Origin of the sequence: Allobosea sp. AK1 (assembly GCF_006714945.1) — a bacterium.
Classification (GTDB): Bacteria; Pseudomonadota; Alphaproteobacteria; order Rhizobiales; family Beijerinckiaceae; genus Allobosea; species Allobosea robiniae.
The window spans coordinates 594,357-609,507 of sequence record NZ_VFMG01000001.1 but is presented as its reverse complement, the minus strand read 5'-3'; the positions used below and the strand labels follow the sequence as shown (position 1 = coordinate 609,507).

General features: G+C 61.9%; 20 protein-coding genes. 16 read left to right on the top strand and 4 right to left on the bottom strand.

Features of this window, described 5'->3' with window-relative positions; translation table 11 throughout:
* Positions 1–3 precede the first annotated feature (3 nt).
* From FHT98_RS03175 to FHT98_RS03110, 14 genes are all read left to right on the top strand, one after another.
* Entirely contained in the window at positions 4–1,803 is a 1,800-nt protein-coding gene (locus FHT98_RS03175; protein ID WP_142112375.1) for an anti-CBASS protein Acb1 family protein, read from the top strand.
* Positions 1,804–1,809: 6 nt separating this feature from the next.
* Positions 1,810–2,718 (top strand): phage head morphogenesis protein, encoded by a 909-nt coding sequence (locus FHT98_RS03170; protein ID WP_142112372.1) that lies wholly within the window; start codon positions 1,810–1,812, stop codon positions 2,716–2,718.
* A 267-nt stretch (positions 2,719–2,985) separates the two neighbouring features.
* A complete protein-coding gene (locus FHT98_RS03165; protein ID WP_142112370.1) occupies positions 2,986–4,116 on the top strand; it encodes a DUF2213 domain-containing protein in 1,131 nt (376 codons plus the stop codon).
* 3 nt (positions 4,117–4,119) lie between these two features.
* Positions 4,120–4,599: a structural cement protein Gp24 gene (locus tag FHT98_RS03160; RefSeq protein ID WP_142112368.1), complete on the top strand. Its 480-nt coding sequence runs from the start codon at positions 4,120–4,122 to the stop codon at positions 4,597–4,599.
* 3 nt (positions 4,600–4,602) lie between these two features.
* Positions 4,603–5,613, top strand: coding sequence for a DUF2184 domain-containing protein (locus FHT98_RS03155; protein WP_142112366.1), 1,011 nt, complete (start codon positions 4,603–4,605; stop codon positions 5,611–5,613).
* Entirely contained in the window at positions 5,613–5,999 is a 387-nt protein-coding gene (locus FHT98_RS03150) for a hypothetical protein (protein WP_142112364.1), read from the top strand. The genes FHT98_RS03155 and FHT98_RS03150 overlap by 1 nt, the downstream gene beginning before the upstream one ends.
* 67 nt (positions 6,000–6,066) lie before the next feature.
* Complete coding sequence (locus FHT98_RS03145) at positions 6,067–6,462, top strand: DUF4054 domain-containing protein (protein WP_142112362.1); 396 nt, start codon at positions 6,067–6,069, stop codon at positions 6,460–6,462.
* A complete protein-coding gene (locus FHT98_RS03140) occupies positions 6,462–6,974 on the top strand; it encodes a hypothetical protein (protein WP_142112360.1) in 513 nt (170 codons plus the stop codon). Before FHT98_RS03145 ends, FHT98_RS03140 begins: the two co-directional genes overlap by 1 nt.
* Positions 6,974–7,351, top strand: coding sequence for a hypothetical protein (locus FHT98_RS03135; RefSeq protein ID WP_142112358.1), 378 nt, complete (start codon positions 6,974–6,976; stop codon positions 7,349–7,351). The genes FHT98_RS03140 and FHT98_RS03135 overlap by 1 nt, the downstream gene beginning before the upstream one ends.
* Positions 7,326–7,907 (top strand): phage neck terminator protein, encoded by a 582-nt coding sequence (locus FHT98_RS03130; protein WP_142112356.1) that lies wholly within the window; start codon positions 7,326–7,328, stop codon positions 7,905–7,907. The genes FHT98_RS03135 and FHT98_RS03130 overlap by 26 nt, the downstream gene beginning before the upstream one ends.
* 35 nt (positions 7,908–7,942) lie before the next feature.
* Positions 7,943–9,379 carry a DUF3383 family protein gene (locus FHT98_RS03125; RefSeq protein WP_142112354.1) on the top strand — a complete coding sequence of 479 codons (1,437 nt, stop codon included), beginning with the start codon at positions 7,943–7,945 and terminating at the stop codon, positions 9,377–9,379.
* 19 nt (positions 9,380–9,398) lie between these two features.
* Positions 9,399–9,851, top strand: coding sequence for a phage structural protein (locus FHT98_RS03120; RefSeq protein WP_142112352.1), 453 nt, complete (start codon positions 9,399–9,401; stop codon positions 9,849–9,851).
* 8 nt (positions 9,852–9,859) lie between these two features.
* Positions 9,860–10,288, top strand: coding sequence for a phage tail assembly chaperone (locus tag FHT98_RS03115; RefSeq protein WP_142112350.1), 429 nt, complete (start codon positions 9,860–9,862; stop codon positions 10,286–10,288).
* A gap of 547 nt (positions 10,289–10,835) precedes the next feature.
* Complete coding sequence (locus tag FHT98_RS03110) at positions 10,836–12,290, top strand: hypothetical protein (RefSeq protein WP_142112348.1); 1,455 nt, start codon at positions 10,836–10,838, stop codon at positions 12,288–12,290.
* Between the two features lie 23 nt (positions 12,291–12,313).
* Here FHT98_RS03110 and FHT98_RS26110 read toward each other — a convergent pair whose 3' ends face one another.
* Positions 12,314–12,484 carry a hypothetical protein gene (locus FHT98_RS26110; RefSeq protein WP_185745058.1) on the bottom strand — a complete coding sequence of 57 codons (171 nt, stop codon included), beginning with the start codon at positions 12,482–12,484 and terminating at the stop codon, positions 12,314–12,316.
* 59 nt (positions 12,485–12,543) lie between these two features.
* Here FHT98_RS26110 and FHT98_RS03105 point away from each other — a divergent pair, with 59 nt between their 5' ends.
* Positions 12,544–13,044 carry a phage baseplate protein gene (locus FHT98_RS03105; protein WP_142112346.1) on the top strand — a complete coding sequence of 167 codons (501 nt, stop codon included), beginning with the start codon at positions 12,544–12,546 and terminating at the stop codon, positions 13,042–13,044.
* Here the strand turns inward: FHT98_RS03105 and FHT98_RS03100 are convergent.
* On the bottom strand, positions 13,041–13,244 hold the full coding sequence (locus FHT98_RS03100) for a hypothetical protein (protein WP_142112343.1): 204 nt from the start codon (positions 13,242–13,244) through the stop codon (positions 13,041–13,043). The genes FHT98_RS03105 and FHT98_RS03100 overlap by 4 nt on opposite strands.
* A gap of 60 nt (positions 13,245–13,304) precedes the next feature.
* Between FHT98_RS03100 and FHT98_RS03095 the strand changes: the two genes are divergently transcribed.
* A complete protein-coding gene (locus FHT98_RS03095) occupies positions 13,305–13,838 on the top strand; it encodes a hypothetical protein (protein ID WP_142112341.1) in 534 nt (177 codons plus the stop codon).
* A gap of 161 nt (positions 13,839–13,999) precedes the next feature.
* Here FHT98_RS03095 and FHT98_RS03090 read toward each other — a convergent pair whose 3' ends face one another.
* Entirely contained in the window at positions 14,000–14,287 is a 288-nt protein-coding gene (locus tag FHT98_RS03090; RefSeq protein WP_142112339.1) for a hypothetical protein, read from the bottom strand.
* Positions 14,284–14,658 carry a hypothetical protein gene (locus FHT98_RS03085; protein WP_142112337.1) on the bottom strand — a complete coding sequence of 125 codons (375 nt, stop codon included), beginning with the start codon at positions 14,656–14,658 and terminating at the stop codon, positions 14,284–14,286. The genes FHT98_RS03090 and FHT98_RS03085 overlap by 4 nt, the downstream gene beginning before the upstream one ends.
* Between the last annotated feature and the right edge of the window lie 493 nt (positions 14,659–15,151).

Sequence of the window (15,151 nt, the reverse complement as noted above, 5' to 3'; positions counted from 1 at the left end):
TGCATGGCCCTGACGTCCGACACGCTCGTGAACTTGATGTCCGGGCTGGGGACCGTCAGGGACAAGTCGGCGGGCGGCATGTTCGTGCTGCCTCTGCTCGACAAGAGCCAGGTCGACAATGCCTACCGCGGCGACTGGATCGCCCGGAAGATCATCGACGTTCCCGCGTTCGACGAGACGCGAGAGTGGCGCGACTGGCAGGCTGACAAGCCGCAGATCGAGGAGATCGAGGCGGAGGAGGCAAGGCTTTCCGTTCAGCGGAAGGTCATGCAGGTCCGCAAGCTGGCGCGGCTCTATGGCGGCGCGGTGCTATTCATCGGGACTGGCGATGCCGACCCAATGCAGGAACTTCGGCCCGATCGAATCGGCGCCGGCGGGTTGAAATACCTGCACGTCTTCAGCCGGCACGAGATGATCGCCGGCGAGCTCGATCAGGACCCGCTCTCGCCCTTCTACGGGGAGCCGATCAAGTATTCCCTGGCCGGGAAGGCCGGCATGGTCGACGTGCATCCCTCGCGGGTGGTGCGCTTCGTCGGTGCCGAGATTCCCGACCGGGTGATGGCCTATGACGGCTGGGGCGATACGGTCCTGCAGGCGGTCTATGACGCCGTGATGCAGGCCGGGAGCGCGGCCGCAGCCATTGCCGCCATGCTGCAAGAGGCGAAGGTCGATATCGTCAAGGTGCCGGGCTTCATGGAGAACCTGGCGACCGAGGAATATCGGTCCAAGATCTTGCAGCGCTATTCGCTGGCCAACACCGGCAAGTCGATCACCAACACGCTGATGATCGACGGCGAAGAGGAATGGGACCACAAGCAAATCTCGTTCGCGACCCTGCCGGAGGTCCTGAACACCTACCTGCAGATCGCCTCGGGCGCTGCCGACATCCCGGCCACGCGGTTGCTCGGGCAGACGCCGGGCGGGCTTCAGTCCACCGGGCAGAGCGATATCCGGAACTACTACGACAGGATCAGTGCAGGGCAGAACCTTGAGCTTCGGCCGGCGTTGTCTCGCCTCGACGAGATCCTGATCCGCTCGGCGCTCGGGAAACGCCCGCCTGCCGTCCACTACACCTGGGCGCCGCTCTGGCAGATGACCGAGGTCGAGAAGTCCGAGGTCGCGCTGAAGAAGGCGCAGGCGGTCAAGGCGATCGCCGACACCGGCTTGATCCCCGATCCGGCCTTCGCCCGCGGCGTGCAGAACATGTTCGTCGAGGATGGGACGTTCCCCGGCCTTGATGCGGCGCTGGAAGAGTTCGGCGACGAGCCCGAGGACAAGGACGAGGAGGCCGCGCGCCTTAACGCTGAAGAGCAGGGAGGTACGCGAACCGGCGACCGCCCTTTTCATGACGCCTTCGACCCCGCGCAGCCGCGCGGGCCGGACGGAAAATGGATCACGGTCGGCCACGCGGTAGAGCTTGGGCGACAGCGCTCGGGATCATTCGTTCGCGCCGATTTGGGGCCGGTCGCGCAGGCTGACTTGATCTCGCATTTGACCGGCGTCGACATGTCGGGTTTCCGGCACTTGCTTGGAAGCCAGGCGGTCGCGCACATCTTCCGGAAGCATGGCAGCGGCGAGGCGAAGCGCGGCCAGCTAGACGTCGGGCCGAGCGATCTCACGGCCCTTCGTCAGATCCTGCGGGCGCCGAACGCGATTAGGAAAGCCGAGGCCACTGGCAAGCATGGGGAGCCGCGTATCGAGGTCGAGAAGACCATCGGCGGCGTTCGCTACACCTACATTGCAGAGGTGCAGCGCCGGAAGAAGCGCCTTGCAGCAGTCACGATGTGGAAGAAGCAGTCGTGATGTCCAATGCCGGCCTTGCGGCCCCCCTGGACTGAACGCCCGAAACGCTCACGACGTGAAGTCAATATAGGCGAACGCCGCGTGAACATCAATGTCCAAGCATGGATGCGCGAGGCGAAGGCGACCAAGCGCAAGCGAGTTATTCTGCGGCCGATCTCGGCAACCGTCGCATTCGAGATGGCGCTCCTCGCGCCGACGAACCGGCTTCTGAAGCGGATGGCGGGGCAGGTGGCGCAGGACGTGCTGCCGGCCTCGATCTCGGCCAAGAACCAGATGATGCGCGACGACCTGAATTGGTTCGAGCGTGCCATGAGGGCGCTGCGTGATTTCGCTGACGGGTTTGTCGACGGCCTGCGCTCGGAATGGCGCGACGCCTTCGACACTGAGGAAGGTCGCAACAAGCGCAAGTTCAATGAGGCCGTGCGGTCGGCACTCGGGATCGACCTTGGCGCCGTGCTCCAAGCCGAGGGCATCGGCGCCACGATCGACGCCGCGGTACTCCGCAACGTCTCGCTGATCCGGGGCCTATCTCAGGATGTCGCGCGCCGGCTCTCGAGCAAGCTGCTCGACGCTCTAACCCGCGGCCTCAACAACCGCGAGATCGAGAAGATCATCACCACCGAGTTCGGCATGGCCCGGCGCCGCGCCAAGCTCATCGCCCGGGATCAGGCCGCCAGCTTCAACGGCGATCTGAACCGCATCCGGCAAACCGCCATGGGCGTCACGGAATACGTCTGGTCGACCTCGCTCGACGAGCGCGTTCGCGGCAACCCCGACGGCAAGTATCCGAACGCCCGGCCGTCCCACTGGGCACGCGCGGGCAAGACCTTTCAATGGTCCAAGCCGCCCAGCGATGGGCATCCGGGCCAGCCGATAAATTGTCGGTGCACGCCCCGAGCAATGATCGAGTTCTAGCTCTACTTCTTTTTGCCGCCCGACGATTTTCCCGAGGGTTTTCCGTCGGAGTGAGCGAGCACCGCTGCTGCAAGTGTCTTCGCGACCTTACCGGCATTTGGATTCGATAATGTCTTCCCGGCCAAGGTTTCGACTTTCGGGGAGTGATCGCGGGGACCTTTTACGTTAGCCATTGAAGTTCTCCTTCGTGGGAATCGCAGGAGAGCACGCGAAATCTGATTCGACACCTGCGTCAGCGCGCTATCCGCGCAATCCACAGGCAGAAACATGCTCTTCACCGACAAGATCGCCCTATCCGGCACGCGCCGGACCGGGGATGGCTACCTCGTGGCTGACGCTAAGGTCGCCCGCACCGGAATCCAGATCTATCTCGGCCGCGAGGTCGGGAAGCCCGAGATGGAGCAGGTCAGGGTGTTCCGGCCCGAGGCCGAGGTCTTCAGCAACGACGCGCTCGCCTCGTTCGCGCACCGCCCGGTCACGAACGACCACCCGGCGGAGGCCGTAGGCGCCCGCAACTGGAAACAGCACAGCGTCGGCATGACCGGCGGCGATATCGCCCGCGACGGCGAATTCGTCCGCGTGCCGATGACGGTCATGGACCAGGCGGCGATCGACGCCGTCGAAGCCGGCAAGCGCGAGCTCTCCATGGGCTACGCCTGCGACCTCGATTTCACCGCTGGCACCACGCCCGCCGGCGAAGCCTACGACGCCATTCAGAAGAACATCCGAGGCAACCACCTCGCGATCGTCGCCGCCGGCCGCGCCGGTCCCCAATGCCGCATCGGAGATTCCTGGGCGGCGATCCCTCCTGTGAAGGACCCTCACATGACCCTGAAGACGGTTACCGTCGATGGCATCCCGATCGAAGTGACCGATCAGGGCGCCACCGTGATCACCACGCTGCTCGGCCGTATCGCAGACAGCAAGACGGCGAACGACAAGCTCGTCAGCGACCATGCCGCGGCTATCGCGGCCAAGGACAAGGATCTTGCCGCCAAGGACGGCGACCTGGCCAAGAAGGACGCCGAGATTGACGCCCTCAAAGGCAAGATCGTGGACGGTGCGGCGCTCGATGCTTTGGTTCAGGGGCGCGGCGATCTGGTCGCCAAGGCCAAGGCCATCGCTCCCGGCGTCGCCACTGACGGCAAGTCCGACGCCGACATCCGCAAGGCGGTCGTGGCTGCCAAGCTCGGCGATGAGGCGGTGAAGGACAAGGCTGCGGCCTACATCGATGCACGCTTCGACATCCTCGCCGAGGACGTGAAGCCGGCCGATCCGGACCCCGTTCGTCGCCTCTCGATCGACGGCCTCAAGCAGGTCGGCGATGCCCGCCAGCAGGCCGACGCTGCCTGGGAAAAAAGCGTCACTAACATGAACGCCTGGCGCAAGGAGGCCTGATCGATGGCACTCACCTTCAAGCAGAACATCTCCGCCTATGCCGTTGGCCGCCGCGCCAACATGGAGGAGTGGAACACGATCACGCTGACGAAGGAGGGCGCCGGTACTCTGTCGTTCGGCGTCCCCGTAATGCCCGGCACCGGCGCGCATACTTGCGTGATCGTCGACGCCACCACCGGTCGCAACGTGCTCGGCATCTCCGAGGCCAGCCTCGTGCTGCCCCGCCCCGGCGACACCTACGCGCAGTACGACAATGTCGGCGTCTGCGAATCCGGTGTCATCGGCGTCCTGCTCGGCGCAAACGTCACGAAGGGCGCGCAGGCGCGCTTCAACACGGCCAACGGCACGTGGACCGGCGCGGCACAATCCGCGACGGTCGTCACCATCCCCGGCGCTCAGTTCGATGAGGATGGCTCCAATGGGTCGGTCGGCATTGTCCGCTACCGCCGGCCCGTTCCCTCGCTCTCGGTCTCGGGGACCTGATCCATGCACAATCTCATCGGTCATAACAACGGGCCGCGTCTCGTCACCGACACGCAGGCGCTCGCGTTCGTCGAGGGCCAGGCCTACAAGATCAACCAGCGTGTCTACGAGGCGCGCTACCCCGACTGGGACTTCTCGCGCCTCGCGTTCGTCGACACTTCCGGTCCGGCGTGGTCTCCGGGCGTGATGACGTACACGTCTGACCTGTCCGGCAAGGCGAACTGGCAGTCCGGTGCCGCCAAGGACATCCCCATGGCGGATGTCACGCAGGACGCGCGGCGCATGACGTTCCATCTGGCGGCCATCGGCTACCAGTACAACATCGAGGAGGTGAACACCGCGATCCAGGTCGGTGGCACCCTGCCTGATCGTCGCGCCCGAGCGGCTCGCCTCGTCTATACCAAGTTCATGTTCGATCTCGTCGTCCGCGGATCGAGCGAGAAGGGCATTCCGGGGCTCATCAACAACGGCGCTGTCACCCCTGTGGCCGCGGCAAACGACGGCACCGGCTCGACTCGCCACTGGGTCGCCAACAACGGCACCGGCACGAAGACGCCGCAACAGATCCTGCGCGACATCAACCAGGCGCTAACGGGGACCAATGCCGCGACCAATGCGATCGAGTACGCGGACACGATCCTGCTGCCGATCGAGGCCTACAACTACATCGCGTCGACCCCGTTCAACACTCTGGGGACAGACACGATCCTGACGTGGCTCCTGCGGACGAACGTCTACACGCTCGCGACCGGCAGGCCTCTGACGGTGCGCGCGGTGGATTTCCTCCGGACTGCCTCGACCCAGACTGTCGTCGGGGGCGGGCGCTTGGTCGCCTACAAGAACGATCAGGACTACCTGAAGCTGCATCTCCCGATGCCGCATCAGTTCCTGCCCGTCTACCGTGACGGCCCGCTGAACTGGGCAGTGCCGGGCATCTTCCGGACCGGCGGCCTGGAGTTCCTCACGACCGCGACCGTCTATTATCTCGACGGCATCCTGGAGCCTCCGGCGTGATGAAGCTGGGAAGCGATGCCAACACTCTGGCTGTTCCGGTCTCGTCGTCGGAACAGCGGCTGGTGGTGCGCAACCGGGTGAACGCGCCCTTCGAGCTGGTATCCCTCGATGGCATCCTGCTCCTGCCGGCTCTTGGGGAAACCGAACCGGCGCGGTTCTCTGAAGAGCAGGTGCTTGTGATGCGCGCCAGCCTCGCGTTGGAGGTTTCCGAGGTGCGCAATGGCGGGGGCCAGGAAGAACCGGATAGCGGCAAGCCTCTCGATGAAGGCAGATCGGCTCTGGCTCGCCTTCGGGGTGAATATTCGGAACTGACGGGGAAGAAGCCATTTCACGGCTGGGACGCCGCGGAATTGCAGAAGCGCGTCGATGCGGCTCTAGCCACCTGAAAGAAGGACTGAGCCATGCCCAAGGCTCCGCTCTACACCGTGACCAACCCTTCGCAGGAGTGAGGCGGTGCCTTATACTCTCCCAACCGCGGCCGACTTCCGAGCCAAGTTTCCGGCGTTCGCCGCGGTTGGCGATCCGACAGTGACGCTCGCCATCCAGGAGGCTTCGTCTTCCGTTGATGAGAGCTGGATTGAGGCGGACTATCAGCCCGCGATTTTGTACCTAGCCGCGCATATCCTTGTCGTCGATGGCGCAATCACCGACGGCTTGGGCTTGGGCGCCGTTGGGGGTGCAATTGCCGCTGGCGTGCTTTCCGAGGCGAAGGTTGGCGATGTCACGGCCAAGCTCGCATCTGGCGGGAATTCGGGGGGCTCGAGTGCGAGCGGGTACGGCTCAACTGCTTTCGGTTCGCGCTACCTGCAGCTCCTGCGTCGCAATCAACCTGCTGTGGCGCTGGTCTGATGCTCAAGGTCACACTCGACGTTCGCCGAACCGGCGACATGGAAAAGCGCGTCGCTGACATCAGCAAGGCTTGTGAAGGGCCGAAGTCGGTGAAGGTTGGGCTACCGGCTGGCAAATCGGATGCAGACCTCGTTCAGATCGCGATTTGGAATCACGAGGGCACGGCAGGCAGCGGGAAGGGCTTCTCGGTCAAGCGCGGCGGCCGGACGATCGGTGGCTTTGGCGGACCGATCCCGCGCCGGCCGTTTCTTGAGGTCATGGTCCACAACAACAAGTCGAAGATCCGCAACGATCTTCGGAAGATCGCCGAGCAGGTCGTGGCCGGCAAGGTTGACCTCCGCACTGCATTGAATCGTCTCGGGCAAGTTGGTGCAGGCCTCACTCAATCGACCATCCAAGGCGGTGGTTTCGCGCCGAACGCCCCCTTAACGGTTGAGATCAAGGGCTCAAGCAAGCCGCTTATCGACCAAGCTCGCTTGGTTGGCTCAATCACGCACCAGGTGACGGACTGATGTTTGAGCTCGCTGGCTTGGCCGTCGATATGATGGCTCGGCCCTGTACGCTGCGGGTCTATCCGCCGCCGACCGTCGTCAAAGGCAAGGCGACCCGGGGGGAGCCGGTAGAGACGCCGATCCGCGCCGTTATCCAAGCGCCATCCGAACGCGACATGCGTGATGTGCCTGAAGGCCAGCGCACCGAGGCATGGGTAACCGTCTGGTCGCGAACGCCGCTCAACACCTCCGACGAAGACGACCAACAAGGCGCCGACGAGGTCATCAACGCCCGCGGCGAGGCCTATCGCATCGTGCGAGTTCAGGATCGAGCCGAAGGCGGCTTCTATCGAGCTATTGCGAGGTTGGTGCGTGAGCACGACGGACGCGATTTATGATCGGCTCTACGATTTCATCGTAGCGGTCGACACTGATCAGAAGTTGATCGACCCCGCTCATCTGGCACTCTCGGATGTCCGACGCGCTTGGCAGGACGCCTCGCGGCCGAAGGGCCCGTATGCTGTCATGCAGTTGCTCTCGGAGCGCGACCTCAATGAAACCGAATGCTACGCGTACGACGAGATCGCCTATCCAGGCGCTGGTCTGGATCGTGTCGTAGAGACGTCGACCCGAGCGCGCGGCTTCCTGATCGACGTCGAAATATATGCCGAGAACGCTCTTGATCGAGCGCGGTCGATTTGCTCTGCGATGAATCGTCCCGCGGCATCGATCGGGCTTCTGCCCTGGATCGTGGCCGAGATGAAAGAGCCGCGGTTCATTCCTGCTCTCGATCAGCAACGCTGGCAGGGCAAAGCGGTCTTCACGTTCGAAATGCGCGGTCTGGTCGCGACCAAGACGATCATCGACGTCATCGACGGTGTCGATGTGGCCGTCGAAGGCCAGATCGCCAATCAGACGATCAACACTGCGGACATCTCCGTCTCGCGCTCCTGATTAGCAGCCGTTTCCTTTTCAACTGAGAGGCGCCAATGGCCCGTCAGCTTCCCTATTCGCGCGTCATCGACGTCATCGTCTCGTTCAAGGATCGCTTCCCTACGATCCGCGCGACGAACACGGTGCTTCTCCTCCAGCCCGTTGCTAAGGCCGGCAAGGTTGATGCGACCATCCGCACGAAGGTCTATTACGACGCCGATGAGGTGGCGTCGGACTTTTCGCCGACGGACGAGGCCTATAAGGCCGCGCTGCGCCTGTTCCAGCGCACCGATGGCGTCGGCGTTCGTCAGCTCAAGATTGCCTATCGCAATCCAGCCAACGCGATCCTGAGCGAAATCGACGCTATCACTGCGTACGATCCGAACTGGCTGTTTCTGACGCACACCAAGGAACTGAACGACACCGCCGATCAGCGCGCACTGTCCGACTGGGCTGAAGCTCGGGACGTCATCTTCGGCGGCGACAGCAACGACATCGACACCGAGAGCGCGGCCGCCGTTCCAGACGATACCGCCACCGTCACCATGACGATCGCGAGCCCCGGTGTCGTCACCTGGACTGCGCACCCGCTGGCGGTGGATGATCCGGTTGTCTTCACGACCACCGGCGTGCTGCCGACTGGCCTGACGGCGTGGGTGACGTATTTCGTCAAGACCGCTCCGACTGCGAACACGTTCACGGTCACGGATGTGGTTGGAGGCTCGGCGATCGTCACCACGGGCACGCAGAGCGGAACGCACACGGCCACAAAGCCGAACTACGGCGGCTCGTTCGCTGAGTATCTCGAAAGCCGCCAGTACGAGCATTCGGCAGCTTTCTATCACACCAGCGCCGACGCCTACGCCGCGATCTCCGCGCTGGGCTATGCAGCGGGCCGGAACTTCGACAACGCCAACTTTGCTGAGGCGCGGGCCGGTCGCATCGATTCCGGTCAAGCCTATTCGATGAAGTTCGTTTCCATGCCCGGGGTGCCTGCGCTGGAGAAGACGAGCGCTGTCGTCCAAGCGATCACGGGCTTTGTCCCGTCAAGCGGATTGGACAAGTCGCAGGGCCATCTGGCGAACGCCGTCGTCAACATCGGCGGCGAAGTGTTCCTCGTCGAGGGAACGGTTGGGTCGGGCGCCTTCATCGACGAGACCCATTTCGCGATCTGGGTGAAGTGGCGCCTTCAGGAACAGATTCTCGGCGTCCTGCTGAACAACGCCCGCATCCCTTACGACAACAACGGCGTTGCCTTCCTTTGCCAGGCCGGCATCGTGCCTGTGATGAATATCGCCCAGGCGGCGGGGTTGATCGCGGACACGATCGACGACGAGGGCAAGTATCGCCGCGCCTACGAGATCGCGCCGGCCCGCGTCGAAGATCAGACCGTCGCACGGCGTCGCCAGCGGATCGGGCCGCCGATCACTGTGCGATTCCGCTACGCGGGCGCCATCCACTACGTGACCGTCAACGTGATCGTCACCTTCTGATCCCGAGAGGACATTTCCCATGGCCGGTGAGAACTGCCCGATCTACGGGGCTTACGGTTTCGACAGCGTCGTCGTCACGATCGACGGACAGCGCGTGCAGGGCTTCTATGATGGCGATGACGCCGTGACGATCGAGCCATTCGAGGATTCCGGCACTCCGGTCGTCGGCGCCGACGGCACGGCGATCGTCTCGTTCTCCGCCAGCCGGGCGGCGACTGTGACAATCCGACTGATGCTGAACTCGCCGTTCAATCAGGTTTTGATCAACAAGGATCGCGTCCGGAAGTCGGGCGGCATCCCGAAGCCCTTCAACATCTCCGTCGTGAACTCGATCAACGGTGAGAGCGGGTCTTGCACCACTGCGGTTTTGACGAAGATGCCGACCCGTTCCGAGGGCAAGAACGCCCAGGAGCGGGAATATTCGATCTTCTGCCCGTGCTGGGTCGATGACCAGCTGGCCTATACGTCCTGAGGCTGAGCATGTCTGAGATCAAGATCGGCAACCGCACGTTCAAGTGCGAACCTCTCCCGGCGACTGAAGCTCTGGCCCTTGCCGGCCGGTTCATGAAGTTCGTCGCCCCGGTGATCCCGATGCTCGGCGTTATCGCCGAGGAGGAAGGCGAAAGCCTTTCCCTGAAGGGCGTCCAGGTGGATGCGGAATTCTGGGACAAGCTCTCGGGCACGATCATCGCCTATGACTTCGGCGCGACGATCGCGCTCGCCTCCGACCTTGCCCGCACCTGCCGGGTCGACAACGAGCCCGTCGTCGTCGATGCCAATCTGCAGGACCCCGGCGAGCTGATCGAAGTCGCCAGCTGGGCGGCTACCGTCCAGTTCGAGAGTTTTTTTCGTGGGGGCGCGCTCGGTCGGGCAGGAGCGCGAATCATGCGGCTGATGCCGCAGACGTAGCCCTGTCGCCCTCCGAAATCGAGCGCATCGCCCCTCTCATCGCCGACGAGATGTTCCTGTGGGCGCCGGTGATCTGCGAGCCGCCGCTGGCATCCTGGGCGGAAGTCTCCGATCGCTACACGCTGATGGACGTCGCTCGGTTTCACGAGATCATGGACGTCAAGATGACGTGTCATAGGCGAGCGGTGGCCGCTGCAAACAGGAAAACAGCCTAATTGGAAAAGAGCCGCTTCAACTCTTTCGTGTGGCCCTCACAAGCGGGGCGATCGTCTGAGTACCCGCATTTGATGTTGCCGAGCCAGTTAGTATTTTGCTGGCGATAGTGCCGGTCGACTTCCTTCTTGGAGAGCCTCCGCGTTTGCCCGTTCTCAGTGACCTCACACGAATCGCCAGTGCACGAGGTGGTTGTCTGAGCCAGAGCCGACGCGCTGATGATCAGGATCATCGCCGGCAACATGAGACGAATGCCTCGCTTCATTGCGCTTCCTCCGTATCAATCGCACCACGTTGAGCACAGCGACGCGATTCAAGAAAGTGGGCAGACCGGATGGTCGTCGATGAACTCGTAGCCAAGTTTGGGTTCGTGGTTGACGGGATCGAAGCCCTCAAGCGCGCTATGCAGCGGGTCAAGGAGTTCGTGAAGGGGATACTTGCGACCGTCGCCCCCTCGAAGAAGGCGGCGCAGGCCCTCAACCCGCTGAAGCAGTCTCTGGAGAAAACCGCACGCGCGGCGGCGCCAGCAACTGCCAGAATGGCAAAGTTCGGCACCGCGATGCGCGTGGTTGCTCTGGGCGTTGCTGGTCTCGTCACAGCCACCGCGGTGGCTGCGGTGGGCGTTGCCGCCCTCGGCGCAGCGTTTGCAGCAGCCGGCTTGCGTGCGGCCCGAGCGCGGCGGGAGCTGCAGCTCGACGCTATCGGCAAGGGCACAGACGCCAAAAAACTCGCCGTGTTGAAGAACATGGTGCAAGCCGCTACCGGATCGAACGCCGAGACTTCTGGCGGATTCGTCGACAGCGCCGTCGAGAAGCTCGGCGAGAAAATCCGAGAGGCTCGGAAGGGCGACGATGAGGCCATCAAGGCACTCAAGGATGCCAAGATTTCTTCCGTGGATCCGCGCGACCGTACCAAAGCGAAAGATAGCAGCTCTGCGCTATACGAGGCGCTGCAGTCATTTGTTCGAGAGCAGGAAAAAATCCGCCAGCTGAACAAGGATGCGGGTGGATCAAAGTCGCCTCGGGTCGCGAAATCGAAGCGTGCCAAAGCCGAAGATCTTAGGGTCAAGGCAGAAAAGCAGGCCGATGAATTCGGGATCGGCCCCGAGATGCAAGAGGTCTTCAAGGAATACACCGCGAAGCGCCTTGAGCAGGAGACGCTTGCGGCTGCCAGCCGAGCGCCAGGCCCGACGACCGCAGAGGAAGAGCGGGCCAAAGCGCTCTCGAAGAGCTTCGCCGAGCTACAGCAGAAATTGGCGACGATCGGCGACGCGATCGCCAAGCCGTTCAGCGATTTTGCGAAGTTCATGGCCGAAAAGGTCATCGACCCGCTGAATAATTTCGCCGACGTGCTGATTCAGCTCGGCAAGAAATTTGGGCTGATTGCTGAAACCAATACGGAGTACGACGCGAGGACGGAGGCTGATCGCGAACGTAATCGCGCCTCCAACCTCGGCAAGCCGACGACTCTGCAGGAAGCGCAGGATGCAGCTAAGCGGTCAGAGGATCGCTACAACCAACGCATTCTGGACGCATATCAAGCTAGGTTGCTGAAGCGGTTGAATGATCAGTCGCTTCAAAAGGTCCAGGGACAGGCAGCGTCCAAGGCTGATCAAACCATCAACAATACCGACAACCGCGAGCAGAACGCAGATAAGCGAACCCAGAACGTGACGAACAACGTCACCGTCTCCGGTCTGGACGCGATCACAAGCGCCATCAAGGCCGGCATCGCTCCGTTGCTCGCCAAATCTGCCAACACCGCAACATCAGGGTCTGGATCGCCGTGATAGCGCAGCTGGAATTCGACTCGTCAGAGCTTGATCTTGATCGTCTTTTTGCCGCCGCCGAACGCTTTCCGGAGATCCGCCATGGTCTGGTCGACTTGGTCCAGTCCGGCGATCAATTCGTCAGCCTCAACACGATTGGGGTTCTTCTCGCCGCAGCCAGGGCACGGGATACCGATTTCAGCATCTTCAAACATGCGCAGCCTCCCAGGTCGCGGCTGGACGCTGACACCCTCTTGGACAAGAGTCGAATCGGATGACCTGTGTTCTCCTCTCTCGCGACATTGGCGGCGTCTTCATCGACGTCGTCATCAGCGAACAGCATGAGAGCGAGCTCGAGGTTGCCCAGCACCCGATCGAGCGCGGCGCTGAGATCACCGACCATGCCTGGCGGAAAGCCCGAACGGTGACGTTGGAGGGTGTCATCGCGTCAGAGCGGGCGAGGGCGGGATATCAGGCTCTGTTTGCCCTGCAGAAGAAGCCGGAACTGTTCACGCTCGTCACCGGCCTGGAAATCTACCAGACGATGTTGCTCCAATCGCTCAGCGCAGAGCGGTCGGCGGAATACTCGCAGGTCTTGAAATTCACGGCGACGGCTCAGGAAGTCATCGTCGTCTCCACGCAAACGACGGGGCGGTCATCGACCGAGAAGGCCAACGCGAAGACGAACCGCGGCGAGGTTCAGGCGCGGAAGGTCGAGCCGGGACTGACGCCGAGCGGCCAGCGCGCCGAGACCATCCTTCAGGGCGCGTACTAATCCTTCGCGTTGAGCATATCCATGAGGTCGCCCGGCGGTGGGATAGGCACAGGGCTAGCCGCTTGGAGATGTTGGGGCGCGATCCCCGCCTTCAGCGCTAGCGCCTGCAGGATCACCGTCTGGATGATCGCTATATCGCGCAACTGTCCGACCTCCTGCTGAAGGCGGTCCAGGCGTTCGGTCATTTCGTTGTCGGTCATGGCGCTATTCACCGACATCGCGTTATCTCTGGCAATGGGATTTTTGAGGAGTTCGTCCCGGTGGCCAAGATCGATCTGAAGAACATCCTCGACGACATCCGAGCCAGGGACGCAGCAATCCTCAACCTCCTGCTGGTGACCGATCAACGATCTCTCGCACTCTTCAGGATCTATGTAACACTGGCCGCCGCGCTCGCGTCGGCTGCGGTTGCTAGCGTGGTTGGGGAGGGAAAGGCGCCGCTGGCACAGAACTGGGTCGCGCACAGCGCCAGCGTCGCCGCAATCGGTTTACTCATCGGCTGCGCTTACTGTCTGGCAGCGATGAAGACCGCGAAGATTGCTTTTCCGGGGAAAGGTGCGGAGTTCTGGCAGTGGGCGACCGGGGACGTCGAGGAACCCGACTTGATCCAAGCGTATCTCGCCCAGTCGCTGGCTGGGCAGAGCAACAATTTTGACGTCAACACGGTGGCTTCGAAGGCGCTTCGAATGGCGAAGCGGCTCGGCCCGATTTCAGTCGGCGCCGGCGGGCTCGTCGCCTTGGCCGGCGCCGTTGGTTGGACGGCTAGCTTTTGGGCGGTCGTATGCCGTCCTTGACGCCCATTCGATCGGGCGGCGGAGCAGAGGGTTGCGGCGGCGGAGGAGGTGGCGGTTTATCGTTCGACATGCTGACGTTCCTGCGATGGCAAAAGACAGGACCACGCGCTGGGGAAAGAGTCGATTCAATCGTTAGATTCAACCTGTAGCCACTTGGGCGGCTACTTTGATTTGCCGGTGTAAGACCCGCCGATGAAGGAGAGGCAGGCTACGGTGAGGCCCGTCAATGTTTTAAACGCCTCAAACGCGTGTTCGGATTTACTACACACAAGTAGAGCGATCGCGCCAACTAGCGAAAAAAAACCGAGTATTGATGCAGCGGCGACGGGCGCATTTTGAGATCCGCCCAGAATGGCGCCCATCAATCCCAATTCCATTTTTTTGGCGGCTGTGTCTGTGTTCGCAGGCGGCTTGCTATTAGAGCGGGATGGTTTTGATATATCGCTCATGATGTAAGGCCTTGGACGGAAATCGTATAAAAAATAACTTTAGTAAATCTTTCAATGGCACCAATTCTGTTGGTCGCTATATCGATAACGTATTCCTCATTTGCTGACTTGCTTTCAGCAAAAACAATGGGAGCGGACGTGGATACCTCGGTAGTCTCTTTCGAGCAGTTAAGATATATCGTGCAGCCTAATCGACCGTCTTCTGCGGGAATGAGTTTTATCCCGTCCTCATCGGTTGCTTCGAAATTGAGTATCAAATCAACTTTGTATTGAGGGTCTGTGGCAAACGGTTCAATCGATATGCTGTCATTTTTCTGAGCAACTATAGTTCCGGACGTTAAAACTCGTCGCGCGCTAACAGTTATCGACATCACTGTCTCCGTATCGCTGCAGTGAAATTTAGTTGGTTGCTGCTCACTGGATCGGCATGGGTGTGTGGGGCAAAACGATCAGTTTGCACCCTCCGGGTCTTCGCGGTGAGGCAGGAGGCCCAGGGTCGTGAGCTGCTCGGTAACGAGCGTGCGGACGGCTTCAGAGCGGGTTAGCGGCGGCTGTTGATCAGCCGCGAAAGTATCGATCGCCGCCGTGATTTCGTCAGGCAGCCGAACACCAACGCGAGGTGTTTCGCCGGTCGCAGGGCGACCTCTCTTTTTTTGTGGGACAGATATTGACGGCATAATTTCTGTGTGCCATATAATAGCGAACCGAGCAAGAGGGTGGAGCCTCAAGCCCGGTTCTAACCAAGCCGATGGAGTGACCCATGGCACAGGCTGTGTTCAGCAATAGCACCTCCGCGCCCTCTTCGGGTACGGGATTTTCGACCCCTCTGTCTCGTCTCTTCCGTGACCCGGGTCTCCGCCGCGC